The 25463-nt window shown below is 57.5% G+C and carries 22 protein-coding genes and 1 riboswitch; of the genes, 16 read left to right on the forward strand and 6 right to left on the reverse strand.

The window, feature by feature from the left end:
• Nucleotides 1–95: 95 nt before the first annotated feature.
• The 4 genes from P1X16_RS29835 (at nucleotide 96) to P1X16_RS29850 (ending at nucleotide 8853) form a co-directional block, all read left to right on the forward strand.
• Entirely contained in the window at nucleotides 96–3152 is a 3057-nt protein-coding gene (locus P1X16_RS29835; protein ID WP_277236425.1) for a SusC/RagA family TonB-linked outer membrane protein, read from the forward strand.
• 44 nt (nucleotides 3153–3196) lie between these two features.
• Nucleotides 3197–4774, forward strand: coding sequence for a SusD/RagB family nutrient-binding outer membrane lipoprotein (locus P1X16_RS29840; protein WP_277236426.1), 1578 nt, complete (start codon nucleotides 3197–3199; stop codon nucleotides 4772–4774).
• 174 nt (nucleotides 4775–4948) lie between these two features.
• Nucleotides 4949–6820: a family 20 glycosylhydrolase gene (locus tag P1X16_RS29845; RefSeq protein WP_277236427.1), complete on the forward strand. Its 1872-nt coding sequence runs from the start codon at nucleotides 4949–4951 to the stop codon at nucleotides 6818–6820.
• Nucleotides 6821–7293: 473 nt separating this feature from the next.
• Complete coding sequence (locus P1X16_RS29850) at nucleotides 7294–8853, forward strand: carboxylesterase family protein (RefSeq protein WP_277236428.1); 1560 nt, start codon at nucleotides 7294–7296, stop codon at nucleotides 8851–8853.
• Between the two features lie 22 nt (nucleotides 8854–8875).
• On the opposite strand, the gene P1X16_RS29855 is transcribed toward P1X16_RS29850, so the two are convergent.
• The 3 genes from P1X16_RS29855 to P1X16_RS29865 form a co-directional block, all read right to left on the reverse strand.
• On the reverse strand, nucleotides 8876–9628 hold the full coding sequence (locus tag P1X16_RS29855) for an SDR family oxidoreductase (protein ID WP_277236429.1): 753 nt from the start codon (nucleotides 9626–9628) through the stop codon (nucleotides 8876–8878).
• 106 nt (nucleotides 9629–9734) lie between these two features.
• Complete coding sequence (locus tag P1X16_RS29860) at nucleotides 9735–10664, reverse strand: AraC family transcriptional regulator (protein WP_277236430.1); 930 nt, start codon at nucleotides 10662–10664, stop codon at nucleotides 9735–9737.
• Between the two features lie 127 nt (nucleotides 10665–10791).
• The gene (locus P1X16_RS29865) at nucleotides 10792–11235 is read right to left on the reverse strand and encodes a nuclear transport factor 2 family protein (protein ID WP_277236431.1); all 444 of its coding nucleotides are present in this window, start codon (nucleotides 11233–11235) and stop codon (nucleotides 10792–10794) included.
• Nucleotides 11236–11613: 378 nt separating this feature from the next.
• On the opposite strand from P1X16_RS29865, the gene P1X16_RS29870 reads away from it, so the two are divergent.
• The 3 genes from P1X16_RS29870 to P1X16_RS29880 all read left to right on the forward strand — a co-directional run bounded on the left by P1X16_RS29870 (nucleotide 11614) and on the right by P1X16_RS29880 (nucleotide 15272).
• Complete coding sequence (locus tag P1X16_RS29870; protein WP_277236432.1) at nucleotides 11614–12333, forward strand: mutarotase; 720 nt, start codon at nucleotides 11614–11616, stop codon at nucleotides 12331–12333.
• A 155-nt stretch (nucleotides 12334–12488) separates the two neighbouring features.
• A complete protein-coding gene (locus P1X16_RS29875; protein WP_277236433.1) occupies nucleotides 12489–14213 on the forward strand; it encodes an arylsulfatase in 1725 nt (574 codons plus the stop codon).
• 132 nt (nucleotides 14214–14345) lie between these two features.
• On the forward strand, nucleotides 14346–15272 hold the full coding sequence (locus P1X16_RS29880; protein ID WP_277236434.1) for a formylglycine-generating enzyme family protein: 927 nt from the start codon (nucleotides 14346–14348) through the stop codon (nucleotides 15270–15272).
• 50 nt (nucleotides 15273–15322) lie between these two features.
• Here P1X16_RS29880 and P1X16_RS29885 read toward each other — a convergent pair whose 3' ends face one another.
• Nucleotides 15323–15757: a hypothetical protein gene (locus tag P1X16_RS29885; protein WP_277236435.1), complete on the reverse strand. Its 435-nt coding sequence runs from the start codon at nucleotides 15755–15757 to the stop codon at nucleotides 15323–15325.
• 318 nt (nucleotides 15758–16075) lie between these two features.
• Between P1X16_RS29885 and P1X16_RS29890 the strand changes: the two genes are divergently transcribed.
• Together P1X16_RS29890 and P1X16_RS29895 are read left to right on the forward strand one after the other, a co-directional pair.
• Nucleotides 16076–16378 carry a hypothetical protein gene (locus P1X16_RS29890; RefSeq protein ID WP_277236436.1) on the forward strand — a complete coding sequence of 101 codons (303 nt, stop codon included), beginning with the start codon at nucleotides 16076–16078 and terminating at the stop codon, nucleotides 16376–16378.
• Between the two features lie 171 nt (nucleotides 16379–16549).
• On the forward strand, nucleotides 16550–16987 hold the full coding sequence (locus tag P1X16_RS29895; protein WP_277236437.1) for a hypothetical protein: 438 nt from the start codon (nucleotides 16550–16552) through the stop codon (nucleotides 16985–16987).
• Between the two features lie 12 nt (nucleotides 16988–16999).
• Here P1X16_RS29895 and P1X16_RS29900 read toward each other — a convergent pair whose 3' ends face one another.
• On the reverse strand, nucleotides 17000–17746 hold the full coding sequence (locus P1X16_RS29900; RefSeq protein WP_277236438.1) for a DUF4184 family protein: 747 nt from the start codon (nucleotides 17744–17746) through the stop codon (nucleotides 17000–17002).
• A 363-nt stretch (nucleotides 17747–18109) separates the two neighbouring features.
• Nucleotides 18110–18206, forward strand: a riboswitch (TPP riboswitch).
• A 77-nt stretch (nucleotides 18207–18283) separates the two neighbouring features.
• Here P1X16_RS29900 and thiS point away from each other — a divergent pair.
• The 7 genes from thiS to moeB are packed head-to-tail and all read left to right on the forward strand — an operon-like array spanning nucleotide 18284 to nucleotide 24728.
• Complete coding sequence (thiS, locus tag P1X16_RS29905) at nucleotides 18284–18487, forward strand: sulfur carrier protein ThiS (protein WP_277236439.1); 204 nt, start codon at nucleotides 18284–18286, stop codon at nucleotides 18485–18487.
• A gap of 30 nt (nucleotides 18488–18517) precedes the next feature.
• On the forward strand, nucleotides 18518–20389 hold the full coding sequence (thiC, locus tag P1X16_RS29910; RefSeq protein WP_277236440.1) for a phosphomethylpyrimidine synthase ThiC: 1872 nt from the start codon (nucleotides 18518–18520) through the stop codon (nucleotides 20387–20389).
• A gap of 4 nt (nucleotides 20390–20393) precedes the next feature.
• On the forward strand, nucleotides 20394–21170 hold the full coding sequence (locus P1X16_RS29915; protein ID WP_277236441.1) for a hydroxymethylpyrimidine/phosphomethylpyrimidine kinase: 777 nt from the start codon (nucleotides 20394–20396) through the stop codon (nucleotides 21168–21170).
• Nucleotides 21157–21783 carry a thiamine phosphate synthase gene (locus tag P1X16_RS29920; RefSeq protein WP_277236442.1) on the forward strand — a complete coding sequence of 209 codons (627 nt, stop codon included), beginning with the start codon at nucleotides 21157–21159 and terminating at the stop codon, nucleotides 21781–21783. Before P1X16_RS29915 ends, P1X16_RS29920 begins: the two co-directional genes overlap by 14 nt.
• Nucleotides 21780–22553, forward strand: coding sequence for a thiazole synthase (locus P1X16_RS29925; protein WP_277236443.1), 774 nt, complete (start codon nucleotides 21780–21782; stop codon nucleotides 22551–22553). Before P1X16_RS29920 ends, P1X16_RS29925 begins: the two co-directional genes overlap by 4 nt.
• 1 nt (nucleotide 22554) lies before the next feature.
• Nucleotides 22555–23676, forward strand: coding sequence for a 2-iminoacetate synthase ThiH (thiH, locus tag P1X16_RS29930; protein WP_277236444.1), 1122 nt, complete (start codon nucleotides 22555–22557; stop codon nucleotides 23674–23676).
• Nucleotides 23673–24728 carry a molybdopterin-synthase adenylyltransferase MoeB gene (gene moeB, locus P1X16_RS29935; protein WP_277236445.1) on the forward strand — a complete coding sequence of 352 codons (1056 nt, stop codon included), beginning with the start codon at nucleotides 23673–23675 and terminating at the stop codon, nucleotides 24726–24728. The genes thiH and moeB overlap by 4 nt, the downstream gene beginning before the upstream one ends.
• Here moeB and P1X16_RS29940 read toward each other — a convergent pair.
• Complete coding sequence (locus P1X16_RS29940; protein ID WP_277236446.1) at nucleotides 24714–25343, reverse strand: thiamine phosphate synthase; 630 nt, start codon at nucleotides 25341–25343, stop codon at nucleotides 24714–24716. The genes moeB and P1X16_RS29940 overlap by 15 nt on opposite strands.
• Between the last annotated feature and the right edge of the window lie 120 nt (nucleotides 25344–25463).

Raw genomic sequence — 25463 nt, forward strand, 5'->3', positions numbered from 1 at the left:
CCCTTTTCATTGAAACCGGCTTGAATTTCTTCGGAAATCCTGCTTTTGAAGTTGCCCTGCCGCGTTTTCAATCACAAAATAGTCGTCTGAAATCTATGAACAGATCTACTTGGCTTACTTTACTGCCGGTACTAGGCTTGCACAGCCTAGCACAGGCGCAAACCAAAACGGTATCCGGCAAGGTGACCGACTCGAAAGGGGGCGCGCTGCCGGGGGTTACTGTTATCGTGCAGGGTACCCAGCAGGGCCTGAGCACGAATGCCGACGGCGGCTATTCCATTGGGGTGCCCGACAATGCCACGCTGGTTTTCTCGTCGATTGGCTACGATTCCAAAACTGTAGTGGTTGGCTCCCAATCGGTTATCGACGTTTCGCTAACTGAGAGTGCGCAAACGCTCAACGAAGTTGTAGTAACGGCCCTGAACGTATCGCGCGACCGGCGGACGCTAGGATATTCGGTAACTGAAATTAAAGGGACGTCGCTAACGGAAGCGCGCGAAACCAACGTAGCCAATTCGCTGGTAGGCAAAGTGGCGGGCTTGAACGTGAATTCCACGTCTGGCGGGCCTGGCTCATCGAGCAACGTGATTATTCGGGGCGCTTCCAGCCTCAACCAAACCAACCAGCCGCTGTACGTCATCAACGGGGTGCCCGTAGAGAGCCAGCCTAGCGGCGGCGCCGGGGCCACCATCGGCAACAGCGGTGGGCAATACGACAACGCCCCCGACTTCGGCGACCCCATCTCCAACATCAACCCCGACGACATCGAAACTATTTCGGTGCTGAAAGGCGCGGCGGCGTCGGCCCTGTACGGCTACCGGGCCAAGGCTGGCGTGATTCTGATTACCACCAAAAGCGCCCGGGGCAACGATGGCCTCGAGTTCAACAGCAACTACGTGGTGCAGCGGGTGTTCAACCTCACCGATTGGCAATACGAGTACGGCCAGGGGGCCAACAACCTGAAGCCTACCTCGGCAACCGCGGCGGCCACGGCCGGTAATTCCAGCTGGGGCGGCCGCCTCGATGGCTCCAACGTGGTGCAGTTCGACGGGACCGAGCGGCCCTACGTAGCGCAGAAAGACAACATTCGCAACTTTTACCGCGACGGGGGCAGCTTCACCAACACCCTCGCCTTCAACAAGAGCTTCACTGGGGGCTCGGTCCGGTTGTCGGCCAGCGACTTGTCCAACAAGGCCGTAGTGCCCAACTCGCGCCTCGACCGGCAGACGTTCAATTTTGTAGGCACGTTCGACCCGTTCAAGCGCTTGACTATCGATGCGCGGGCTAACTACATCCTGGAGCAAGCCAAAAACCGGCCGATTCTGTCGGATGGAGCGGGCAACGCCAACTTCAACGTGGCGTTTCTGCCAACCAGCTTGGATGTACGCACCTTGCAGCCGGGCACCAAACCAGATGGCAACGAACTGACCTTCAACACCGGCAACGTCTATAACACCAACCCTTATTTCGCGGCTAACAAGTTCATCAACAACACCAACCGCGAGCGTCTGCTCTCGTCGATATCGGCGCGCTACACCCTCGACAACGGCTTGTTTCTGCAGGGCCGGGTTGGGCGCGATGCCTATTCGGACCGTATCACCAACGTAACTCCTTCGGGCACGGCGTACCGCCCGCTGGGTAGCATCACCGAAATAACGTCGCGGTTCACGGACCTCAACGCCGATGGGCTGGTAGGCAAGACCTTTACGGTTGGCGAGACGTTCTCGTTTACGCCTAACCTCGGTGCCAGCTACCGCCGCACCAAGCAAGAGGGCTTCCAGAATTTCGGCAACGACTTTGCCATCTTCGGCATCAACACCCTCGGCAACACCAAAACTCGGTCGGTACTGCCCATTTTCAGCGACCAGGAAATCCATTCGGTGTACGGCTCGGTGGACTTTTCGTACCGGGAGTTCCTGTTCCTAACTGCCACTCTCCGGCGCGACTGGTTTTCGACACTGGCTACACCCGGTGTTGATAATGACCTAAGCACCACGTATCCGGGGGTAAGCGGCTCGTTTGTGTTTACCGAGCTTTGGAAGCCTCAGTTCTTAACCTTCGGTAAACTCCGTGCCGGCTACTCGAAAGTAGGACAGGCCACCAACCCCTACCAGACGCAGCTGAGCTATGCGCTGTCGTCGACTACGCTGCTTGGCATCCCCTTTGGCAACCCAGACAACGCAAACATTCCGAACCGTGGCCTGCTGGCTTCGCAAGCCTCGGAAATAGAAGTGGGCACTGAATTAGGGTTTGCTGACAGCCGGGTGCGCCTCGACCTGACGTTTTACAAGAAAAAGTCGACCGACGAAATTGTGAATGCCCCTTCTTCCATCACCTCGGGCTACTCGGGGGCCGTGCTGAACGCGGGTGAGCTGGAAAACAAGGGCGTGGAAATGCTGCTGACCGTGGTGCCCGTGAAAACTACCGACTTCACCTGGACTTCGTCGTTTAACGCCGCCTACAACAAGAGCACAGTTATTTCGCTGGCAGCCGGCCAAACGCAATCGGTATATGCTACCTCGCGCTCGGGTGTAGGTTTTGTGGGGCAGCTGGTAGACAAGCCTTTCGGGCAAGTGCTGGCTTACGACTACAAGTACAACACCGATGGCAGCATCGCGCTGACACCTAACGGCACACCGGCGCGGGGCAACCTAACAGCCTTTGGCACCGCCTTCCACCCCTGGACCGGCGGTTGGAGCAACGACTTCACCTACAAGCGCTTCAATTTGGGAGTGCTCGTTGACGGGAAATTTGGAGCCAAGATCTTCTCGGCTACCGACTACTACGCCACCATTTTCGGGTTGCGCAAAGAAACGCTAGAGAACCGCGAGGGCACTTTCGGCCCCGACAACGTGGACGCTGCCACCTACTATGGCACCTTGGCCAACAACGTATCCAAGCAGTTTGTGCAGGATGCCAGCTTTATCAAGCTGCGGCAGCTGACGCTGGGCTACTCTTTCCCGAGTGCGCTCTTCAACAACAAAGTGCAGCGGCTGACGCTGAGTTTAGTGGCTCGGAACCTGTTTTTCATCCGTCGCCTGACCGACAACATCGACCCCGAGGGCAGCTACAACGCCTTTTCGCAAGGTCTGGAGCTAGGTGGTGTGCCACCGTCCCGGACGGTGGGCCTCAACCTGAGCGCCAAATTCTAGGGCTCGTGCTTGTCTAACGGTTCACTTCAACGACTTACCTCTTTATGAAAAGCATATTTCCAAAACATGCTGTACTAGCCAGTGCCGCCTTGCTGCTAGCCAGTAGCTGTACCGACAACTTCGAAGACGTCAATACCAATCCGGCGACCTATACCCAGAGCACGTTTGACGCCAACTACCTGCTCACCCAGTCGCAGCTTACGTACACCGGCAGCACCGACTTTGCCTACGAAACCTGGCGCGGCAACCTGATTCATTGCTCCCTCTTCGTGCAGGGCATGGCCACGGTGATTAGCTACTGGGCTGGCGACAAATACTTGCTCAACGAAGGCTATACGGCCGCCTATTGGGAGAAAAGCTACAGCGAGCAAGTGAAGTCCGTCACGGACTTGGTGGAGCAGACCCGCAACAAGCCGCAGTACAAAAACCTGCACCAGATGGCGCGCATCATGCGGGCCTTGATCATGGAGCGCATCACCGACCTCTACGGCGACGTTCCGTACGTGGAAGCGGGCCAGGGCTACTACACCGGCATCATTACCCCGAAATACGACAAGCAAGAAGACATCTACACCGACTTGCTGAAGGAAGTGAGTGAGGCCACCGCAGCCCTGGATCCGGCCGCTGATATTTCCGCCAACGATGTGTTTTTCAAGGGCAACATCCAGCAGTGGCAGCGCTTCGGCAACTCGCTGATTTTGCGCATGGCTATGCGGCTGACCAAAGTGAATGAGGCTACGGCGAAACAGTACGCCACCCAGGTGCAAGGCAAAACCATGCAAAGTAACGCCGACAATGCCTTCGTGATGCACGACGTGGTAGGCGGCCGCACCACCCAAAACCGCAACAGCCAAGTGCTACTCGGCGACGGGGGCCAAGAGCACTACTACGTGAAGTGGTCGAAGACTTTCATCGACTACCTGAAAACCAACAACGACCCGCGTCTGACCCGAATTGCCGTGACGCGGCTCTACACCAGCGACGCCACTAAAACCCCGAGCCAAACGCCTATATCCACATTTGCGGCGCAAAAGGGACTGCCCAATGGCCGGGACCTGAGCGGCCGACCGGCTTACGATGTATCGACGGCGCCAGACTACACCTCGATGCCTGATTATTCGTCGCCGAGCCCGGGCATGATCAAGCGCAACGGTCCTACGTTCGTGCTGACCTATGCCGAATCAGAATTGCTGCTGGCCGAAGCTGCGCAGCGTTGGGGCCTGGGTAGCGCCGTAGCGCACTACAATGCGGGCGTGACGGCCGCCATGACCGGCCTCAGCCAATACGACGCCACGTTGACCATCCCGGCTGCGGAAGCCACCACGTATTTGGCCGCGCACCCTTACAACGCTGGCAACGGCTTAGAAATGATTAACACGCAATATTGGGCGCACACCAACACCATGCTGGACTTCTACGAGTCGTGGTCGAACTGGCGCCGTACGGGCATCCCGGCACTCAAGCCGGTGGTGTACCCCAACAACGCAACCAACGGGCAGATTCCGCGCCGCTTCCCTTATCCAACTGCCGAAATCACCTCCAACCCCAACAACTACCGGGCCGCCAGCGGGGCCGTAACGGGTGGCGACAACCTGACCGGCCGGGTATGGTGGGACAAGTAAGCTGACCACATTTGAATTGCCTGTAAAAGAAGCTTCACTGCGAGGTAGTGCAAGCTTCTTTTACTTTACAGCCCATATAGAGGAAGCGTAGCGCCGTACTGCGCAGGTTATCCGGTTAGTGCCCTCTTCCTTTTCTCACTTAGCTGCCCACTTCATTTTCAAGTTTAGCACTGCATGCTCTTTAACTTCCTATTGAAAGCCCGGGTGTATGGGCTGCTGGCCACGGGCCTGTTGACTAGCCAAACAGCGCTAGCCCAAGGATCGGAAATATCTGCCCAAAGCCTCGGGCTGGTGCCCCTGCCGCGGGAGGTAAAAGCCTACTCCGCTACCTACGCGCTACCCCAAAAAATAAGCGTGTACGCCGTCAGCCCCGCCGAGCGCAACGTGGCCACCTTGTTGCAAGGCATGCTGACCCCGCTTGGCAAAACCGTCACCCTCACCACTAATCGCCAAGCAGCCCAGATCGTCCTGGCCACGGCCGCCACAACCAGCCCCGAGGGCTATCAACTCGTGGTCGACAAAGCGGGCGTCAAGATAACGGCGGCGGACGGACCCGGGCTGTTCTATGGCACCCAGACGTTGCTGCAACTATTGCCGGCCCGCGCCGCCGCTACCGCCAAGGTACCTTACGTACGCATCACCGACCAGCCTGCTTTTCAGTGGCGCGGGGGCATGCTCGATGTGTGCCGCCATTTCTTTCCCGTGTCGTTTGTAAAGAAGTACATAGACTTTTTGGCTGCCTATAAGATGAACACGTTTCATTGGCACCTGACCGACGACCAGGGGTGGCGCATCGAAATCAAGAAATACCCAAAGCTCACCGAAATCAGCGCCTTCCGCTCGGAAACCCTACTTGGGGCACAGCAGCAGATGAAGACGCCGGCCGATTTCAAATACGACGGCACGCCCTATGGGGGCTTCTACACGCAAGAGCAAATCAAGGACGTAATAGCGTATGCTCAGAAGCGCTACGTCACCATCGTGCCGGAAATAGAAATGCCGGGCCACTCAGTGGCCATCCTGGCGGCTTATCCGGAGTTGGCTTGCAAGCCCGGCCCCTACCAAACCTGGACCAAATGGGGCGTCAACGAGGACATTGTGTGCCCCACCGAGCCTACCTTCCAGTTCTTTGAGAACGTGCTGACGGAGGTAAGCGCCTTGTTTCCGGGTAAGTACATCCACATTGGCGGCGATGAAGCACCAAAAGCGCGTTGGAAGGAAAGCGCGGCGGTGCAGGAAATCATGAAGCGCGAAGGATTCACTGACGTGGAGAAGGTGCAGGGCTGGTTTAACCGCCGCATCGAGAAATTCTTGCAGAGCAAAGGCAAAAAGCTCATCGGCTGGGATGAAATCCTGGAAGGCGGCATCGCGCCAAGTGCTGCGGTGATGAGTTGGCGCGGCGAAAAAGGGGGCATCGAGGCCGCCCAGCACGGCCACGACGTGGTGATGACGCCTACCACCAACCTTTACCTAGACTACGGTCAGAATCCGCAGCCGCACAGTCCCTACGAACCGCTCATGATTGGCGGTTACTTGCCTCTGGCGAAAGTGTACTCTTACAACCCCTTGCCCAAAGAACTCACGCCCGAGCAGCAAAAGCATATCATGGGGGTGGGAGCTAACATGTGGACCGAGTACATCACGACCCCAGAAAAAGCAGAGTACATGCTGTTTCCCCGCTTCTTGGCCGCCGCCGAAGTAGCCTGGACGCCTGCTGCCCTCAAAAGCTACGAAGCCTTTTTGCCCCGCATGGGCCAGCAGTTTGCCCGCCTAGATGCCAAGAAAATTAACTACCGGGTGCCTGAGCCACTTGGCCTCGACAGCGCCAGCGTAGTGAAGCAAGGTAATAAAGCCGTACTGACGCTTCGCACCCTAGTGCCCGGTTCGCAGATTCGCTACACCCTGGACGGGAAGATGCCCGACGAAACCACCGAACTCTACACCAAGCCGTTTACGGTGCCCCAGAACCGGCAAATCACCGTACGGGCCGTAACCGTGGCGCCCAACGGCCGCAAAAGTCCGCCCACAGAGCTGCTGATTAAGTAGGGGTTCTCCATCCTACTAGGTCATTAAGCCTTTAGAACCTCCTGTCCGGCAACCGTGGCAGGAGGTTTTTTATGTAGCATCTAACCAGGTAAGCTATTCCCAATGCCCTGTAAAAACTGCTGCCACTGCTGCCGGAAATCAGCCTCCGATTCCTCAAGCAAAAAGCTGACCTCTAGTGTGTTTAGGTTTAATTGCCACAATTCCGGCCACATAAATCCCTGTCCGGCCAAGGTGTATTACTCATTCACTAAGTCAGTGGAGAAATAAGAGGTTTTCGTCCGGCGAAGGCCTAACCCCGCAGGTAGAGCTTTTGCTTGAGCTGTGAGGTTAGGCCGAACCGGGTTGAAAGCAATAGTTGGCTAGTTGCTATGATGCGCGGCGCGTTAGGTCATTGCTACACCAGCCTGTAGGTAGAAGTTTTTGCCATATTAGCCGCGCATTTCATCGTCCGACGTCTCCGTTGCTCTTTTCGTATGCGAGTTTCCACTGCTTCGTTTCTTCCGCACTTAAGAAAACAGCGCCTCCTCGCAGGGCTGAAACTATCATTGTTTGCGGGATGCTGGCTGCTCTCAACTAGCGCTACGCCTTCTGTGCCGGGGGCCGGCCCCATCTGCCAGACGCAGGCCGGGCGCTTGCAAGGAACCCGCGACGCTACGGGCTTAATAACCTTCAAAGGCATTGCCTACGCTGCGGCACCGGTAGGAAAAGGCCGCTTTCTGCCGCCTCAGCCGCTTGTACCTTGGACCGGGGTACGGCTGGCTACAGCGTTTGGCGCACGCGCGGCGCAAAGTCGGGATACGAGCCTGCTCGGCGGGGAAGACTGTTTGACGCTGAACGTATGGACGCCTTCGGTAAAGGCTGCCCGTCGCAAACCCGTTGTAGTGTGGGTGCACGGCGGCAGCTTCACGGGCGGGGGTAGCGACGATTTTCCAGGGCCCAACTTTGCGCGTCAAGACAGCATCGTGGCGGTAAGCATCAACTATCGACTTGGCAGCTTGGGCTTTTTGCAGCTTAGCCAGCTGCTTGGTCCGACCTACCGCCAGTCGGGCAACTCGGGTGTGCTCGACGCCGTGGCTGCCCTGCGCTGGGTGCATACCAACATTGCTGCCTTTGGCGGCGACCCCGCGCGGGTTACGGTTATGGGCGAATCGGCGGGGGCGAAAATGGTGGGGGCATTGTTGGTCACGCCCGCTGCCAAGGGCTTGTTTCAGCAAGTGATATTGGAAAGCGGCGGCGTGCAATCAGTGCGCGACACGGCCACGGCAGCGGCCGTTACTGCTCGGCTGCTGGCAGCTCTGCAACTACGACCCGACCAAGCCAGCCAACTGCTCAACCTGCCTACCGCTACCCTAATCCGGGCGCAGCAAAAAGTAACGGCTGGCCCCAATGGGTTACAGCTATTTGGCCCCGTGCACGATGGTGTCACGATTCCCGAAATGCCCTTCACGTACCTAGCGCATCCCGGCCGGGCCGTACCCCGCGCCTTGGTAGGCACAAACCGCGACGAAGCGGCCCTATTTATGGGCTTCTGGCCCGAGCTGCGCCAGCCTAATCCCGAGGTGCTTACGTCCTTGTTTGGGGCCAACGGCGAGCGGGTGTGGAAAGCCTACCAACAGGCTCGCCAAACCCAGCCCGCCGACCAAGCTTGGCTGCGCACCACAACCGACTACCTCTACCGGTTGGCTTCCTACCGGCTAGCCGACGCGCTGGCGCAGGCCAACCAGCCGGTATGGCTCTACCGTTTCGATTACCGTTTCCCGGGCGGCACCGGCCCGGTGCACGCCCAGGAGCTAGGCTACGTTTGGAACACCTTGGCGCCCAACGCCACCAAAGTAAGTGCCGCGCGTGCTCTGGCGCAGCAGATGCACCAGCGCTGGGTCCGCTTCATTACCAGCGGCACGCCCGGAGCCGACTGGCCCAGATACGCACCGGCGCGGCGCCAAGCTCTCATATTCGACTCGGTAAGCCAAGTGAAGCAGTTAGCCCCAGTCTACGAAGACCCAACGTTCCCAGGGCAAGCATTCAAACTCTAAGTGGAAATGCCCGCGTAGCTCGTTATAAACCCACGCCGCCCGTTAGCTCCAAGCGCTGTCCATTAAGCCAACCTGCCTCCGGAGTGCACAGAAAGGCCACGACGCCCCCAATATCTTCGGGCAGGGCCACCCGGCCTAAGGCCGTAATGCCGGCTACGTACTCCCGTATTTCCGGCGTGTCCTGCATGGCACCCCCGCCAAAGACTGCCCCCGGCGCAACAACGTTGGCCGTAATGCCTCTGCTGCCGAGCTCCAGGGCCAAGTACCGAGTAAAGACATCTATGGCTCCTTTCATAATGGCGTAGGCCGAAGCGCCCGCGAATGACTGCCGCGACGTTGCCGACGAGATATTGATGATCCGCCCCCCATCTTGGAGCATGGGCAAGGCCTTTTGCGTGAGGAAGTACACCCCCTTAAGGTGAATATTAAGCATCTCGTCGAACTGCGCTTCCGTGGTTTCGGCGATGGGCGCGGTCAGGCTAGTGCCGGCATTGTTAATTAAAAAGTTGAAGCGGTCCGCTCCGAAAGTGGTGTGCAAGGCAGCTTTGACTTCGGTGAAAAAAGCGTCGAAGCTGTGGGCATTGGTTGTGTCGAGTTGCAGGGCTACTGCTTGCTGCCCGAGGGCTTCAATCTCACTTACCGTGGCGGCTGCCTCGGTGTGGTTGCTATGGTACGTGAGTAGTACGCCGATGCCTTTTTCAGCTAGACTCAGGGCAATGTTTTTACCGATGCCGCGGCTGCCGCCGGTTACGAGGGCAATTTTGGGAGTTGACATGTTGACTTGCTTTGCAGTAGAATAAGTACACCACAAAGGTCTGAAAAGCAAGCAGCGGGGTGTTTGTGAAGGTCAATCCATTGTTTGTAGAATTCACGCTATTGGCTTACGCCCGAAAAGCCCCGGGGGCCAGTGAGGTCTGACGCTTAAAGAAGTTGGAAAAGTGCGCTACATCAGCAAACCCGAGGCTGTCAGCAATTTGCGAAATAGTCCAGTCGGTTTGCCGCAGCAAGATTTTCGCTTCCTGCACGAGGCGCCCCCCAATAAGGTCGGTGGTCGTAAGGCCGGTGGTTTCCTTGAGCACCTTGTTGAGGTGGTTTACGTGTACGGCCAACTGGTCGGCGTAGTCTTTGGCTGTGCGCAGGCGCAGTTGCTGCTGCGGAGTTTCCAGCGGAAACTGTCGTTCCAGTAGTTCCACAAACAGGGACGTTACCCGCGCCGCAGCATTGTGGGTGGGGTGGAGCGCCGTGGCCGGCTGCAGCTTCTGGCCGAAGTGAATCAGTTCCAGCAAGTAGGTGCGCAGCAAATCGTATTTGTAAACGTAGTCGGACGCCATTTCTTCCTGCATCTGTTGGAAGATAACTTGCGCTCGGGCTGCTTGCGTTTCAGACAGCTGCACAGCCGGATAGGCGCTTTTCGTGAAAATGGGCCATTCCTCTAAGGTCACGCCGCTCTTGGACGGGGTCAGGAAGTCGGGGGTAAACACGCAGAACTGCCCCTGCAACTTAGGACCTATTGGCAGCCACTGAAAAGGCACTTTGGGCGTGGAAAACAGCAAGGTGTTTTGCTCCAGATCCAAGACTTGGTTGGCATATTCGACCTGGCTGCGCCCCTGTAGCAAGCTGATTCTATAATACGCCCGGCAGTCATACGGGACAGGGGGCTTCTCGCTGCTACTTGGTACCAGGTTAGCCAAACTGAATACGTTGAAGTGCCCAATCTCACCTTGGATCTTGGTAGGCAACAACGTGCTGAGCTCGGTTGCCGTGCCCGTCGTCAGGTGCTGACAAAGCTGTTCGAGCGAAGTGGCTTTCATAGCGGTCTGTGTTCTTTGTGAAATTCAAAGGTACGGCTCGCTGTTTTTATCGCCAAAAGCAGCGTTTTGTGTGTTCAGCTTCTGCGCTTGACAATCAACTGCCGTAGCACACTTGCCGCCTTACTTGTCACATTTCCAACCGATCCGAAGTAGCTGGCCTAGCTTCCAGGGCTCGGGCCAGAGCTAGTGTGTCTTCGAGCAAACGGTAATGCGTGATTTTATCTGCTTCAAATACGATCTGCATGCACAAACGGGAGGAAAACAACCGCCCGGTTCGGGTCATGATGGTGGAGAAGCTACCCGTCACGACGGCAACCGGGCCATCCACCAACAGGTAATCCAGCTGCGCAGTTACCGGCTCGGTTTGTTGGAAAAGTTGAGCATAGAATTCCTCTATTTCGTTCCGGGTGCGCCGCGGCCCCAACCACGGAGCTAGTTCTTGGGCCCCAGGAATGTCCCAATCAACCGTATCAGCAAAGCAAGCCAGCAGGGCGGGTACATCCCGGGCCATGAGAGCATGCAAATACTGTTTTACCAACTGGCGCGTGTCGAAAGCATAAGAAGTGGACATAAGCGAACCTGAAAAGTGGAGGTGAGACCTGAAATAGCAGCCTTTCTACCCACGGAGAAGAGCAGACTAGCCGTTGCAAAGGTGTCTGCCGGGGTTGCTGCACCCATTATCTTCAGCCGCCAGTTTGTTGTCTTTGGGCGCCAATCACCGCTGTGTAGCTAAGTGATTCGCATCAAATAAGGTAAGCCACTGCACCGGCCAACTAGCCAATACTAGAGCGTGGCCGGGTAAGTGTGCCTCATCCAAAACAAGCAAGGCGTGGACTACCTTACGCTTGCTGACGCGCGCAGGGCTGCTTAGTGAAGCAGTGCATTAAGCTTTCGATTAGCTGCTACTATTAAGCAAGTATTGCGCTCCTTTTCCTAAGTTAAGCTCCGTATGACCCTGCAAGAGTATTATGACACCATGCGCCAAGAGGCCTTTCACCGTCTGGCACGCGGAGAGGCGCAACTTGACTTTCAGCTCCAAACAATGCAGGATGACCGGCGGGGTCTCACACTACGGGCCAAGCTACCGGCTCCCATTGCGGCAAGGGTTGAGTTGATGCTCGCTGATTTTCAACAAATCGAGCCTGAGCAGTATTACTACCCAGCCTCGGATCTTCATCTAACCATCTTGTCGATAATCTCTTGCCGCAGTGGCTTTACACTAGACACTATTGATTCTGCTGCCTATCAGCACGCCGTACGAGGCAGCTTGCAAGCTAGCAGTTCGTTTACGGTGACCTACACTGGCGTAACTGCTTCTGCAAACGCCATTATTCTGCAAGGCACACCGGCCGATGAGGGGTTAGCGCAACTCCGCGAGCAAGTCAGAAGCTACTTTCAGCGAACCGGGCTGCCGCAGTCTATGGATGAGCGTTATGTGCTGCAAACTGCGCACTCAACCGTACTTCGTTTTCGCGCCCCGCTGCGAAACCCAGCCCGCTTGCTAGAGAAGATTGAAGCGTATCAGCATCACTTCTTCGGCTCGTTCGAAGTCGAGGCGCTTGAGCTGGTGTACAACGACTGGTACCACCGTGCGCCTAATACGCTTGTGCTCGAAACGTACCCTTTGAGCAAGGACAGACAACACGAAGCGGCAGTCGATTTAAGGTAAGGCTCTGTTGCTAAAGCAATAGTAAGTGTTTGTAAAGCTTGACAAATAACAGTCCGCTTGCTTATTTACCTCAAGCACATCCTCCCCATTGCCTGTTCGCTGCCATCATAAAGGCGGACTTTCCAGCAGCCGACTTCTCTCCATTTCCTTTCCTTATGCGACTGAAAACCACTCGACAATTGGCGTATGGAGTCATAACTGCTTTGGTAAGCCTAGTAGGTTTGGCCGGCGTTAGCGCGCTGACCTATTCGCCGTCGGCGGCAGCAAAGCGCCCCAACATTCTGGTGATAATGGCCGACGATTTGGGCTATTCAGATCTGGGTTGCTACGGCGGCGAAATCAGTACGCCGAACCTAGACAAGCTAGCCAGCGAGGGGTTGCGCTTCAATGCCTGCTACAACGCGGGCCGGTGTTGCCCTACGCGCGCCTCTATGCTCACGGGCTTGTACCCACACCAAGCGGGTATCGGCAAAATGACGTTCAACGAAGGTGCTCCCGGCTATGTGGGCTCACTCAACGAGCATACCGTGACCATTGCCGAGGCGTTGCGCGCTACCGGTTACCAAACGGGCATGGTAGGCAAATGGCACATTTCCGAAACGGTGGCGCGTAAAGATGCGGCCGAGCAGCTAAAGTGGTTGAGCCACCAAGCTGACTACGGCGACTTTGCCGCTCGCAACACCTACCCAACCGAGCGTGGCTTCGACAAATATTACGGTACCATCTGGGGCGTAGTCGATTATTTCGACCCGTTTAGCTTGGTTTCGGGCTCTAAGCCGGTGAAATCTGTGCCCAAGGACTTCTACTACACCAATGCCCTTGGCGACTCGGCCATTTCGTTTGTGCAGCAGTTCACCCAGAAGAAAGACAACCCCTTCTTTTTGTACGTCGCGTACACCGCGCCGCATTGGCCGGTGCAGGCCTTGCCCGAAGACATCAAGAAGTATGAAAACGTCTACAAAGACGGGTGGCAGGCCTTACGGCAGAAGCGCTATAAGCGGCTCGTCGACCTGAAGCTGTTCGACCCAGCCACCACGCCCCTGCCAGAGTTTATGTTTCCCAAGCAAGATTGGGCCTCCAACCCCACTCGCGAGTGGGACGCGCGGGCCATGGCCGTGCACGCCGCCATGGTCGACCGCATGGACCAGAACATTGGGCAGCTGGTGGCCGAGCTAAAGCGCACCAAGCAGTACGACAACACCGTCATCCTATTTCTGTCGGATAATGGGGCCAGCTCGGAAGATCCTACCGAGTTCGGACCCGGCTTCGACCGGGCCGGCAGCACCCGCGACAACCGCCCGGTGGTATTTCCGAAGCAAAAGCAAGTGTTGCCCGGTGGGGAGCTAGTGCACGCGGGAATTGGCGAAATCTGGGCTCATGCTCTCGATACGCCTTTTCGCTACTACAAAGCCAAGCAGCACGAAGGCGGTATTGCTACGCCTCTGCTCGTGCACTGGCCCGGGGGCGTGCAGCAGCCCGGCCGCTTGGTGCGCGAGCCGGTACACGTAATTGATATGATGCGCACCTGCCTGGATTTGGCCAAGGCTCCCTACCCTACCACTTTCCAGGGTCGTCAGATTACGCCTAGCCCCGGCAAAAGCTTTGTACCCCTGCTGACTTCGGCCAAGGCTCCCACGCAACGGTTGCATCCCGAGCTGTTTTGGGAGCATTTCGGGGCGGCCGCCTTGCGGCAGCAAGACTGGAAAATTGTGCGCCTGGGCGAAAACGCCCCTTGGGAGCTGTACGATTTGAAAGCTAACCGCTCGGAAACCAAAAACCTAGCCGCGCAATACCCCGAGCGAGTGGAGGCTATGAGCAAACGCTGGCAAAAGCTAGCCGAAGAGTACCAAGTATTTCCGGGGCCAACCAAGGCGCAGTAACTTTAAAGCTTCGCTGGCTGCTTTGCTCCTCTCCGAGCCTCTTTACTAGGCCTCCCATCCATGACGAAACGAAACTCAATTGCTCTTACCGCCTACTCTTGGCCTCAGAAATGGCGCGCTATGGGCAGTAGAATGCTATTGACCGTCTTGGGTTTGAGTGTAGCAGCTTGCCAAGCCGACGAAGCCGAGCAGTTCGCTTATTCGCCTACCATTACCGTTTTCACGACAGAGCCAACTCAGAAACCGGCACTGGTCAGCCGGCCACCGGCAGCCTTGCCGGCGGGCATGGTGTACGTGCCGGGAGGCTACACCCAAATTGGTTCAGATACCGGCCTGGAGCAGGAAAAGCCTACGTTTTGGGTGCTGGTTAAGCCCTTGCTCATGGACCAGCACGAGGTAACGGTCGGGCAGTTTCGCGAGTTTGTGCAAGCTACCGGCTATCAGACTGAGGCCGAAAAATTCGGCAACGCCGGCGTGTTCAGTGATGCAACCAAGCAGTGGGGGTTAGTTACAGGGGCTAATTGGCGCTACCCTTACGGGCCGAAAGCCGGGCCGGCCGCGGCCAATCAGCCGGTGGCGCAAGTGTCGTGGAACGATGCGGAGGCGTATGCCAAGTGGGCCGGCAAGCGCCTACCCGATGAGATTGAGTGGGAACATGCGGCCCGCAACGCTACCAACAGCCGCAACCTCTACTCTTTCGGCAACGACCTCCAGGTAAACGGCAAACCCCTGGCCAACACCTGGAACGGCCAATTTCCCGACCACGACCAACAAACCGACGGCTTCCATTGGGCAGCACCGGTCGGCTCGTTCGGCACCTCGCCCCTAGGCCTTACCGACATGGCTGGCAACTTGTGGGAGTGGTGCGCCAATTACCAGCAGTCGTATGAGAGCCTACTGAGCAAGGCCACCCCACTCCCCACCGAACGGGTCCAGCGGGGCGGTTCGTTTCTTTGCGAGCCTGGTTGGTGCCACGGCTACCGGGTGTCCGGCCGCTCAAGTAGTACCCCGGAAACCGCCGTTATGCACGTTGGCTTCCGGTGCGTAAAGGATTTATAGCAACCACCAAGCAGGTTTCGTAGCAGTAAGGGCTAGGTCAGCCAGTTCAGTTAAGCTTGCCGCGTAGTAAGCTCAGCGTCTTTTGCTGGCAATCCCGAAATGTCGCTAATGCCATTGAGCACAATGGGCACCAAGCCCCAGAAAATAGCCACGTTGCGCTCAGCACGCGGTTCAGGAGGCAGCAGGTAGCTCAAAGCCAGTAAGGTAGTACCCCCCACCTGCCCGATGCGAACGTGCGCCCGGAAGCTGATCAGCGGCCATATGTTGGTTGGAAAATCGGTGATGCAGCCCACGGCGCCTTCCCCGACAGCATGAGCCAGAATGATGGCTGCCGCAGGCTTGCTACGCCGCGCAGCCCACACGGCGCAACCGAGCAGAACAGGCAGGCAAAGTCGATCAATGATGGCGTGGGCGCGGGGTGACACCAGGTCGAGGACACGACGGGGAGCGGGTACACTTTTAACGGGCGGGAGGTCGTTGCGCATAGTGAAGGGAGTGAGAAATGAACAGGTACCCTTGTCCTACGCGGGCATCTGAGCGAGGTTTTTCACCACCTGAACCGCAACAAGGGGCTTCCGCCTTACCATGCAACGGCCTGTATACCCTGCCTGTTTGGAAAGCTTTGTCGGCAACCGGCGGAAAGTACGCAGATAGGATTACGGGTTTTCATCCCTAAAAACCCGTACTAACGCGGGAGCCAACAACCCCGAAAGATAGTTTAATGAACAACTCCTAGATGGGTCTCCTTCATTAAGAAGCTCATTGTCCTTAGTTGCTCTTACGCCTTCTACTCCTATTGCCATATGCCTACATCTTCTCCTGCTGTTCTTTCTAGCCAAGCATCTGTTACTTCCCTCATTACTGTGGACCTGGATGCCGTGGATGTCGAGCAATTAGCTCAGGCTCTTGCTGGTACCCCGCGGGTGCAACTGCTAATTGATTGCAATAACTTGCGGTGTCAGCGCACGCTCGGAGTCAGCCATGTAGTGTCGCAATTGCTGTACTTGCGCCGGAGCGGGGCCAGCATATGGCTGCGCAACGTTAATCCCACGCTGAAACGATGCTTGCAGGTGCTGCACCTAAACGACATGTTTCTGCTTTCCTAATACGTCCTACTTCATTAGGGGTTGAAACTCTAGCTGAGTAGGTACCACTGTTTTCGCGCCAAAAAGCAAGGAGTTGAGTTTACGCAAGCTTTCCGACCTAACCAGGCTAACTGTTGACCGTACAGGAACTGAAACTGCTTTCCCTATCCGTCTGCGTACTGCTTGCTTCTGATGCGTCCGATTCATCCTTCTTTTCAGGGTGCCAAACTGTGGCTTCCTTCCCCGACGCCTGACTTAACCCGAGAAGTAACCGTGAGCACGGTAGACGAGTTGCGGGAACTACTGCAGTCGCCCGAGTTAAGCGAGCAGGATGTAGCTATTCGCAGGTTTCGGGAAAGTCAGCGCTTGGTACTTGACACCGGACTGGTGGACCGGCAAGGGAACCGCATCTACGAAATGGATTGGCTGCAACTCGAGGCTGGAACCGACTTTGCCGGGCCCGTATTTGTGCGCTACTGGGGCCCCGACCGCGGCTTTCTGTTGCACCGCCACGACCAGACCGATACCCGACCTTGGGATGCCACGCTGGCCCAACACGCCACGCGCGTGCAAAACTACTGGAACGGAACAGCAGCCTTTTTTCAGCAGTTTCGTTGGCACCCACTCTAAGCCAGGTAAAATCTACAATTCTTCGGCGTTACGTTCCCTGAAAAGCCAGGAAGCTACCATTAGACCTAGTAGAGTGGCGGTAATGGCTGCGAGGCCTAGGCTCACCAAGCCGGGGCGGGCGGCTAGCCCCCACGCTGCTACCAGTACGGTAGCCACGCCGGCTACCATGCCCCAATAGCGGGCTATGCTGCGCAGAGTGGGTCCCGGTCCGGTTACAATCCGAGGCAGGCGCCAGAGCGCCCAACCCTGCACCAGCAAACCGACCACTGAGCTAATCAACGCCAGCACCAATACCCATGGGCCCTCCCACGGTCCCACTCTAATCCAATGCATTAGGCCGGGCATCACGTCGGTGACGACGGTATTGTTGTGCGTGAAACTGTCCCATAACAAGTGCAGCGCCGCCCCCACCACTATACTCAGCAGCACCCCGCCAACATGCGTCCGCAGGTAGGGCGCCCACGCCAGGTGCCCAAACGGGGCCAGGCGCTGTTGCAGTGCCGCCGGCAGATGAGCTAGTAAAGGCTGGCGCACCAAACCATGAAATACAAAGGCTATAAGCAAGGCTACCGGGCAGCTGAAATAGAAGATGCTGGCCACCGAATGGCTGTGTTGGTTGATAACGGCAAGCCGTCCAAACTTCTCGAAGTCGGGGGCAATGCTGCCTGCGACCAAGCCAGTGACAGATAGCCAACGCAAGCGCGGACGCACATAAAGCAAGGGCAGCACAAGCGCGGGGTGCGAGAACGTGAAAGGCATAGCAAGCAAACAAGGGGCCCGAAACACCAGAGGCCACCTCGCAAAGAAAGGCGCTGCTTGCTTTGTTTGCGCATCCTGCTTTCATGACCGCGCATCGGCCGGGAGCTAGGTACCGGGCCTCCAAATCAAAATCAGGGGACAGTACCCGCAAGCCAGCATAACGGTGCGGGGCACTTACACTGATTCGTACTACACCCTCACCGACACAGTTGTGATGAAATGCCGAAAGTGAAAAGCGGAGCCCACCTAGCAAGTTCTCTGTGAGCAAACTGCGCGCCTTCGTGCTGACTTTACGTAGACCAAAGAGCAGCAAAGCCCGAATTATATGTTTGGCGCTTCACGAGCGATACGCTAGGTTAGCGGCGTAAACTTTAGGGGTGTCCTGCTAGCCAGGACTGAGATGATACCCTTTGAACCTGATCAGGCTGATACCTGCGAAGGGAAAAGTAGCTGTAGCAGCAGTGCGTCCGCGTGGGCTCGCTGGGCGCACCCTCTATTGTTTATCGGCAGATTATCAATCAACTACATCTTAGTTGCATGGTCTACTATGTAAACAATACCCCCCAGGAGTTTCCCGCTGCGCGTACCATCGCCGAAGCGCTAACCGAGCTGAATCTGGTTGGCCAGCGTGGTATGGCCGTCGCCGTCAACGACACGGTAGTGCCCCGCCCGGATTGGGCTCATTTCGCCCTGCAAACCAACGACCGCCTGACCATTATCCGCGCTACTCAGGGCGGCTAAGCCCGCGCGTTCCCTTCTTTCCTTCATTTCATGAAAAAAGACCAAGCCCCCCAGCAAACGCTGGTGGAACGCGCGCCGCTAACCGGCTCGCGCAAGATCTACGTGCCCGGCCAGATTCATAACATCCGGGTGGCCATGCGCGAAATTGTGCTGGCTGACACGCAGCGCAAGTTCGACTTCGCCAACCCTACCGAAGCCAACGCCCCCGTAACGGTCTACGATACCAGCGGCCCCTACACCGACCCCGCCGTTGCCATCGACCTGAAAAAAGGCTTGCCCCGCCTGCGCGAAGAGTGGATTGCCATCCGCGGCGACGTGGAAGAACTGCCGGGCGTGTCTTCGGAATACGGGCAGCTACGGGCCGCCGACGCACGCCTAGACCATTTGCGTTTCGAGCACATCCGTCCACCGTTGCGGGCCAAGCCGGGCCGCACCGTTACGCAGTTGCACTATGCACGCCAAGGCATTATCACGCCGGAAATGGAGTACATCGCCATCCGCGAAAACCAGCGCATCGAGCAACTAACTGCTGATGATGCGCTGCGTGTTCAGCATGCGGGGCACAGCTTCGGAGCCAACACGCCGCAGGGCTATATCACGCCGGAATTTGTGCGCGACGAGGTAGCCGCTGGCCGCGCAGTTATTCCCTCCAATATCAACCACCCTGAGAGCGAGCCAATGATTATTGGCCGCAACTTCCTGGTGAAAATCAACACCAACATCGGCAACTCGGCCGTGACGTCCAGCATTGAGGAAGAGGTGGACAAGGCCGTGTGGAGTTGCCGCTGGGGCGGCGATACGCTCATGGATTTATCGACCGGCAAGAACATCCACGAAACCCGCGAGTGGATTATTCGCAACTGCCCCGTACCGGTGGGTACCGTGCCCATCTACCAGGCGCTGGAGAAAGTAAACGGCAAGGCCGAAGACCTGACCTGGGAGTTGTTCCGCGACACGCTCATCGAGCAGGCCGAGCAGGGCGTCGACTACTTCACCATCCATGCCGGCGTGCGCCTACCCTACATCCCCCTGACGGCCAAGCGCGTGACGGGCATTGTGTCCAGAGGCGGGTCGATTATGGCCAAGTGGTGTTTGGCTCACCACCAAGAGAACTTCCTCTACACTCATTTCGAGGAGATTTGCGAAATCATGAAGGCCTACGATGTGGCCTTTTCGCTAGGCGACGGCTTGCGGCCCGGTTCCATTGCCGACGCCAACGACGCAGCCCAGTTCGCGGAGCTGGAAACCCTCGGTGAGCTTACCAAGATTGCGTGGCAGCACGACGTACAAGTGATGATTGAAGGCCCTGGCCACGTGCCCATGCACCTGATTAAGGCCAACATGGACAAGCAGCTCAAGGAATGCCACGAGGCACCCTTCTACACGCTCGGGCCACTAACTACCGACATTGCTCCCGGCTACGACCACATTACGTCGGCTATCGGGGCGGCCATGATTGGCTGGTTTGGCACGGCCATGCTTTGCTACGTTACTCCGAAGGAACACTTGGGCTTACCCAACAAGCAGGACGTGAAGGACGGCGTCATTGCCTATAAAATTGCGGCCCACGCCGCCGATTTGGCCAAAGGCCACCCGGGAGCCCAATACCGCGACAATGCCCTAAGCAAGGCCCGCTTCGAGTTCCGCTGGGAAGACCAGTTCAATCTTTCCCTGGATCCCGATACAGCCCGCGAGTACCACGATGAAACCTTGCCCGCCGACAACGCCAAAGTGGCGCACTTCTGCTCGATGTGCGGCCCGCATTTCTGCTCCATGAAAATCACGCAGGAAGTCCGCGACTACGCCGCCCAGCAGGAAGTGGCTGCCGACGAAGCCCTCACGAGAGGCCTAGCAGAAAAAGCGCAGGAGTTTGTGGCCAAAGGCAGTGAAATCTACCTCTAGCGCCGTGCCCCTGCCTCGCCCCTACGCCTTGAGTATAGCCGGCTTCGACCCGAGTGGCGGGGCCGGCTTGCTGGCCGATTGTAAAACGCTGGAAAGCAACGCGGTTTACGGCTTAGGGGTGTGCACTGCTTTAACGGTGCAAAACGACGTGACATTCGAGCGGGTGCAGTGGGTTTCGGCTGCTGATATCCTGGACCAGGCGCGGCTGCTATTCGCCCGTTTCACTATCGAGTATGTGAAAATTGGCCTGATCGAGAGCTTAGCCCAATTACCTGACCTGCTGGCGTGGCTGCAAGCGCAAAACCCGCGGGTGCGCATCATCTGGGACCCTGTGCTGAAGGCCAGTGCAGGCTACGAGTTTCATAGCAGCCTGCCTCGTGGCTTGGTGGAAGCTTTGTGCAAACCCTTAGCCCTACTCACGCCCAACCGGCCCGAAATGCTGCGGTTATGGCCGGCGGCTACACCCGAGGCAGCAGCCCGCGAAGTCAGCTCTTTTTGCCCGGTGCTACTCAAAGGCGGCCACGCCGACGGGGCATTGGCTACGGACATACTATTCCTGAACGGCGAAGAACATTTGTTTACCGCCCCGCGGCTACCGCACGGTGAGAAGCACGGGAGTGGCTGCGTGTTGTCGGCGGCCGTGCTGGCGCACTTAGCAAAAGAGGAGTCGCTGGAGGATGCTTGCCGGGCCGGCAAAGCCTACACGGCTACCGTGCTAGCTAGCAATCCTACTCTGTTAGGCTATCATTCTGCGTTTTCAACCCAACATGCATATCAGTAAACTACATTTCATTGCTGCCACTACCGAGCAAGCCAAACAGGCCTGTGTTGGCGGCGTCCGCTGGGTGCAGCTGCGCGTGAAAAACACGCCAGCCGCTGCGTGGGAAGAAGTAGCCCGCGCCACCCAGCAGGTCTGCCGGCGCTACGGGGCCACGCTCATCATCAACGACAACCCCGCGCTAGCGCGCACCATTGGCGCCGACGGCGTACATCTTGGTAAAGAAGATATGCCGCCCGCTGAGGCCCGCGCCCTGCTTGGTGCTGGACCTATTATTGGGGGAACGGCCAACACGTTCGAGGACGTGCAGCGCCTCGCCGCTGCGGGCGTGGACTACATCGGAATGGGACCGTTTCGCTTCACTACCACCAAGCAGAACTTAAGCCCAATTCTGGGCCTGGAGGGCTACCAGGCTATCCTCGGTCAAGCGCGGGCCGCTGGTATACGCACTCCCATCATTGCCATTGGCGGCATTCTGCTAGCCGATGTGCCCGCGCTTCTGGCAGCGGGCTTACACGGAGTGGCTGTATCGGGCGCCATTGCGCACGCCCCCGATCCGGCGGCTGAGGCCGCCCTTTTCTTGGAACAGTTGCACCCGCAAGCTATTCGCTCATGAGCACTCAACCACTCGTTATTGCCGACCGGCAATTTTCGTCGCGTCTTTTCACTGGTACCGGTAAGTTCAGCTCAACTGCTCTGATGGAAGATGCTCTGTTGGCTTCCGGCTCGGAGTTGGTGACCGTGGCCCTGAAGCGCGTGGACGTCACCGCGACCGACGACGATTTGCTGCGCCACCTAAGTCACCCGCAGTTCCAACTGCTACCCAACACCTCCGGGGTGCGCACGGCCAAGGAAGCGGTATTCGCCGCTCAACTCGCCCGCGAAGCTTTGGAAACCAACTGGCTAAAGCTGGAAATTCACCCCGACCCTAAGTATCTGCTGCCCGACCCCGTGGAAACGCTGCAAGCAGCCGAACAGCTTGTGAAGCTAGGGTTTGTGGTGCTGCCCTACGTCCACGCCGATCCGGTGCTGTGTAAGCGGCTGGAAGAGGTGGGTGTGGCGGCCGTTATGCCGCTGGGCGCGCCTATTGGCAGCAACAAGGGGTTGCAGACCCGAGACTTTCTGGAGATTATCATCGATCAAAGCCGGGTGCCGGTAGTGGTTGATGCGGGCATTGGGGCACCGTCGCACGCGGCGGCGGCTATGGAGCTTGGCGCCGCCGCCGTGCTGGTTAACACGGCTATTGCCGTGGCCGGCCAGCCAGTGGCTATGGCGCACGCCTTCCGGCTGGCCGTAGAAGCGGGCCGCATGGCCTACGAGGCCCGCTTGGCTTTGCCACTAGCCCAGTCCGCCGCTAGCAGTCCGCTCACCGCTTTTCTCGACTAGAATGAGTTTTCGCGCTGTTTTCGATGCCCACTCCTGGGACAGTACCAAGCACAGCATCTACGCCAAAACGGCCGCCGACGTAGAGCAAGCTCTGCGCGCGCCCAAGCGGACCCTGGAGGATTTCAAGGCCCTGATTTCACCGGCCGCGGCGCCCTACCTCGAGCAGATGGCCCAGCTTAGCTCGCAGCTCACCCGTAAGCGCTTTGGCAACACCGTGCAGCTGTACGTGCCGCTGTATCTGTCCAACGAATGCCAGAATATTTGCACGTACTGCGGCTTTAGTCTCGACAACAACATTCGGCGTCGCACGCTAAGCAACGTGGAAATTCTGCAGGAGGCTGCGGTGCTCAAAGCCTGGGGCTACGAGCATGTACTGCTGGTAACGGGTGAGGCCAACCAGACGGTGGGTGTGGAGTATCTGCGCAACGCGCTGCGCACATTGCGGCCTCACTTCGCCCACTTATCCATGGAGGTCCAGCCCCTCGAGCAAGCGGATTACGAACTGCTGGCGGCGGAGGGACTGACCACGGTGTTGGTGTACCAGGAAACTTATCATCAGGAAGACTACAAAAAGCACCACCCCAAGGGCAAAAAGTCGAATTTCTATTACCGCCTCGACACCCCCGACCGGCTAGGCCGGGCCGGCATGCACAAGATGGGGTTGGGTGTACTGTTCGGGCTCGAGGATTGGCGTACCGATAGCTTTTACACAGCCTTGCACCTCGATTACTTGGAAAAAACGTACTGGCAAACCAAGTACAGCTTGTCGTTTCCGCGCCTGCGCCCGGCCGAAGGAATATTGCAGCCCAAGGTGGAAATGTCGGATCGGGAGCTGGTGCAGTTGATTTGCGCCTATCGGTTGCTGAACGAAGAAGTGGAACTCTCAATTTCCACTCGCGAAACGCCAACCTTTCGCGACCATATTATCCGGCTGGGCATCACCTCGATCAGTGCCGGCTCTAAAACCAACCCCGGTGGCTACGTCGTGGAGCCCAGTTCGCTGGAGCAGTTCGAGATTTCCGACGAGCGTAGCCCCGCCGAAATTGCGGCCATGATTCAGCGTCAGGGCTACGAGCCCGTATGGAAGGATTGGGACCACGCCTTAACATCTGTTGCTCCATGACCAGCGCCGAGCAAAACCGCTATGCCCGGCATATCATGCTGCCCGAAATCGGCTTGGCCGGCCAACAGCGGCTAGCCGGCGCCGCAGTGCTGGTAGTTGGCTGCGGCGGCCTCGGCTGCCCAGTGTTGCAATATCTAACGGCTGCCGGAGTGGGCACCATCGGCCTGCTCGATGCCGATACCGTGGACGAAACCAACCTGCAGCGCCAAGTGCTGTACTCCACTGCCGATGTTGGGCAACTGAAGGTGGAAGCGGCCCAGGCCAAGCTAGCCGCGTTAAACCCCTATGTTACGTTCCGGCCACTAGCCCAACACCTAACAGCGGCCAACGCGCTAACCATCTTGCCCGACTACGACGTGGTGGTAGACTGCTCCGACAATTTTGCCACCCGTTACCTCGTCAACGACGCTTGTGTGCTGCTCGGCAAGCCACTGGTGTTCGGTGCCATATTCAAGTTTGAAGGCCAGCTCAGCGTTTTCAATTACCAGGGCGGCCCCACCTACCGCTGCCTCTATCCCGAGCCACCTGAGCCCGATGAAATGCCCAGCTGCTCCGACATTGGCGTACTCGGCGTGTTGCCCGGTATTGTGGGTATGCTTCAGGCCAACGAAACGCTGAAAATCCTACTGCAATTAGGCGAAGTGCTGCAAGGCAAGCTGCTTGTATTCAATAGCTTGACCATGAGCTTCCAAAGCTTTAGTTTCCAGGCGGTAGAAGCCAACCAGCACCTAACCAAGTTGGTGGATTACGAGGAATTGTGCGGATTTGCAATCCAAGAAATTACGGCTGCGGGCTTGAAGCTGAAGTTAAAAACCGGGGAGGCACTACAACTCGTGGACGTGCGCGAGCCTCACGAACATGCTCAGCGCAACCTTGGGGGCCAACTGCTGCCGCTTGGCCACTTAACCGAACACCTAGACAAGTTACAGCCCACCATTCCTGTGGTTGTGTACTGCCAATCGGGCGGGCGCAGCCGCAAGGCTGCCCGGCTGTTGCAGGACCGGGGTTTTCCGGTGGTGTACTCGTTGCAAAATGGCTTAGCTGATTTCTGATTGCAGCTGCTGAAAGGCAATTAGTGGGTTGGGCTGCTGCCAGATGCCGCCGAGTACGGCGGCGCCTGCAAAGCCTGCTTGCTGTACCTGGCTGATGTTGTGGGGCGTAATGCCACCCAGGGCCACAACCTGCGGTATGTAGCCCCGCCGCCCTTGCCAGCGACGAAGTGCCTCCTGCACTTGTTCCAGGCGGAAGTTGCTGCGGTAACCCACCTTACTGGTACTGTCGAAGATAGGACTCAGAAAAACGTAGTTGTAGGGTCGCCGGTGCTGCGCTACGGCCTCCAAAGAATGAAAGGAAGCAGAAATGCTCTGGCCGCGCAGCTGCCGTAGCAAGGCGGTAGTGGTTGGTTCGTTGCGGCTTTTCTCTGTTAAGTGTATGCCTTTGAGATTATAGCGCAACACCAATTCATAGTGCGAATGCAGCACAAGCCGCGCATGGTAAGGGGCCGGAACAAGCTGCAAGTACTCTTCCAGCTCTGCCAGTGTCCAGTCTGGCTTGCGAATGTGCGCCGTCAGCAAGCCCTGGCGGAAAAGCTCAACCAGAAGCTCCACCTCATTTGCTACCTGTTCCGGGGGCGAGACGACGACGAGAGAAAAGGGTTTTGTAGACACAACTGAATGCAAAGATGGTTAGGCGCAATAAAGGTACTGGCCATCTATTGGCCCAAGGTGCCAACCAACTTAAACCAAAGAATAACCCCATACTGACTTACGTTGCAAGCCTAATGCCTG

Source organism: Hymenobacter sp. YC55, from assembly GCF_029433095.1.
In the GTDB taxonomy this organism is placed as follows: domain Bacteria; phylum Bacteroidota; class Bacteroidia; order Cytophagales; family Hymenobacteraceae; genus Hymenobacter.

Coding starts and splice junctions, on each gene's coding strand:
- P1X16_RS29835 (WP_277236425.1), top strand. CDS start 96: ATGAACAGATCTACTTGGCTTACTTTACTGCCGGTACTAGGCTTGCAC.
- P1X16_RS29840 (WP_277236426.1), top strand. CDS start 3,197: ATGAAAAGCATATTTCCAAAACATGCTGTACTAGCCAGTGCCGCCTTG.
- P1X16_RS29845 (WP_277236427.1), top strand. CDS start 4,949: ATGCTCTTTAACTTCCTATTGAAAGCCCGGGTGTATGGGCTGCTGGCC.
- P1X16_RS29850 (WP_277236428.1), top strand. CDS start 7,294: ATGCGAGTTTCCACTGCTTCGTTTCTTCCGCACTTAAGAAAACAGCGC.
- P1X16_RS29855 (WP_277236429.1), bottom strand. CDS start 9,628: ATGTCAACTCCCAAAATTGCCCTCGTAACCGGCGGCAGCCGCGGCATC.
- P1X16_RS29860 (WP_277236430.1), bottom strand. CDS start 10,664: ATGAAAGCCACTTCGCTCGAACAGCTTTGTCAGCACCTGACGACGGGC.
- P1X16_RS29865 (WP_277236431.1), bottom strand. CDS start 11,235: ATGTCCACTTCTTATGCTTTCGACACGCGCCAGTTGGTAAAACAGTAT.
- P1X16_RS29870 (WP_277236432.1), top strand. CDS start 11,614: ATGACCCTGCAAGAGTATTATGACACCATGCGCCAAGAGGCCTTTCAC.
- P1X16_RS29875 (WP_277236433.1), top strand. CDS start 12,489: ATGCGACTGAAAACCACTCGACAATTGGCGTATGGAGTCATAACTGCT.
- P1X16_RS29880 (WP_277236434.1), top strand. CDS start 14,346: ATGCTATTGACCGTCTTGGGTTTGAGTGTAGCAGCTTGCCAAGCCGAC.
- P1X16_RS29885 (WP_277236435.1), bottom strand. CDS start 15,757: ATGCGCAACGACCTCCCGCCCGTTAAAAGTGTACCCGCTCCCCGTCGT.
- P1X16_RS29890 (WP_277236436.1), top strand. CDS start 16,076: ATGCCTACATCTTCTCCTGCTGTTCTTTCTAGCCAAGCATCTGTTACT.
- P1X16_RS29895 (WP_277236437.1), top strand. CDS start 16,550: ATGCGTCCGATTCATCCTTCTTTTCAGGGTGCCAAACTGTGGCTTCCT.
- P1X16_RS29900 (WP_277236438.1), bottom strand. CDS start 17,746: ATGCCTTTCACGTTCTCGCACCCCGCGCTTGTGCTGCCCTTGCTTTAT.
- thiS (WP_277236439.1), top strand. CDS start 18,284: ATGGTCTACTATGTAAACAATACCCCCCAGGAGTTTCCCGCTGCGCGT.
- thiC (WP_277236440.1), top strand. CDS start 18,518: ATGAAAAAAGACCAAGCCCCCCAGCAAACGCTGGTGGAACGCGCGCCG.
- P1X16_RS29920 (WP_277236442.1), top strand. CDS start 21,157: ATGCATATCAGTAAACTACATTTCATTGCTGCCACTACCGAGCAAGCC.
- P1X16_RS29925 (WP_277236443.1), top strand. CDS start 21,780: ATGAGCACTCAACCACTCGTTATTGCCGACCGGCAATTTTCGTCGCGT.
- thiH (WP_277236444.1), top strand. CDS start 22,555: ATGAGTTTTCGCGCTGTTTTCGATGCCCACTCCTGGGACAGTACCAAG.
- moeB (WP_277236445.1), top strand. CDS start 23,673: ATGACCAGCGCCGAGCAAAACCGCTATGCCCGGCATATCATGCTGCCC.